General features: G+C 62.4%; 2 protein-coding genes. Both read right to left on the bottom strand.

The features are described 5' to 3' along the window. The coding region (locus EN932_RS36090) for a putative quinol monooxygenase (RefSeq protein WP_164890848.1) at positions 1 to 290 on the bottom strand (290 nt) is incomplete at its 3' end. Further along, on the bottom strand, positions 287 to 997 hold the full coding sequence (nanR, locus tag EN932_RS36085) for a transcriptional regulator NanR (RefSeq protein WP_027163180.1): 711 nt from the start codon (positions 995 to 997) through the stop codon (positions 287 to 289). The genes EN932_RS36090 and nanR, both read right to left, overlap by 4 nt. Between the last annotated feature and the right edge of the window lie 422 nt (positions 998 to 1,419).

Here is a 1,419-nt window from a genome sequence, read left to right as displayed (position 1 = left end):
ACAACAAGGTCGCAGATCGTCACCAGCTTGGTGTCGACGAGCGGCGCGCTCTGCGAATTGAATTCCTCGAAATGGGCTGTCCGGCAGTGGAGCTTGAATGCAGCCTCGCTGTCGTAAATCTCGTAGAGCAGGACCCGGTCGGGCTCGCCGCGCGCCTGCGTCACATCAAAGCGGCGGCAGCCGGCTTCGCTGCGAACCGACGCGGTCGCGTTGGCGTCCACGAGCTCTCGGAATCTGCCCCGGGCACCCGGCTTGAGGCGGAAATCGACCCAGACCACGAAGCCGCTCATCCCTTGCCACCCGCAATTTCAAGATAGCGTCTGGAGACATATTCCAGATGCCTGCGCATAGCCGCTTCGGAGGCGTCTGGATCGCGCGCGGCGACGGCATCAAAGATTTCGCGATGAGCCTCGTAGGCCTTTCGGTCTTCACCTTTGGCCAAAGTTGTGCGCCGCTGTTCCAGCAGCCATTCGGCCAACGCCGCGTGAATGGCTGTGAAGATACGATTGCGGGTGATCACCGCCAGCACGTAGTGGAAGTCCACATCGGTGCGCTCGAAGCGCGTCAGGTCCCCGATCGACTGCCGGTTGATTTCGAGCGCCTCCTTGAGGCCCTCAATATCCTCTGACGTGGCATTGATGGCGGCGTTGCGGGCAAGCCCGACTTCGAAAAACAAACGCGCGCTCTGGAAGTCATGAACCCCGCCAGGGGCCGAAATCATGTGGCGCGCCGGCCCCGAGAGGGCGTCGATCACGAATTGGGGGGTTGGCCGAGTGACGCGGGCGCGCTCGCCGGATTTCACCTCGACAAGCCCCATCTTGCTCAGATGCAGCAGGGCCTCGCGGATTGAAGGGCGCCCGACCCCGAACTGCCGCATGAGTTCCCGCTCGGATGGGAGCCGGTCGGCTTCGGCCAGCTCTCCCTTGCGGATCATCCGCTCGAGGTGCGCTGCAACCTCCTCCGAAAGCTTCCGCGGTTTGATCAGAACTCCGATCATGTGGCATACCTGTTATACCAGTCGGATACGCTAGGCTCCCAGAGCGCCTCTGTCAACGATCAATTGGGCTGGATAGAGACCGAACAGAGATGCCCAGGCTCGCGCGGCCCGCCTCTTGGATGGCAAGGACGACGATCGATGGGCTGCTCGTAAAAGATCAGCGGCGCAACCTTCACGCCCTCGACCTCGACCACAGGAGTGGCACAGACATGTGCCCTCGCCCCGCTGCGCTGCCCGACCCAGGCAAGCCAGGGCTGCCAAAGGGCGAGCGGATTTCCGCTCCAGCCGATCGCGCCAGCGGCCACACCGCCGGTGATGAAACCAAGCGAATGCAGCGCTTCAAGGCATGAAAGTGAGGATAGGCCTTGCAAGGCCGAGAATGCCGTCGACCTGAACCCCGTCCACCGTGAGTCATATGAACC

It is taken from the genome of Mesorhizobium sp. M7A.F.Ca.US.002.01.1.1, from assembly GCF_004022955.1.
In the GTDB taxonomy this organism is placed as follows: domain Bacteria; phylum Pseudomonadota; class Alphaproteobacteria; order Rhizobiales; family Rhizobiaceae; genus Mesorhizobium; species Mesorhizobium ciceri.
The sequence above is the reverse complement of the archived record's forward strand: the minus strand, read 5'-3'. Positions and strand labels throughout refer to the sequence as shown.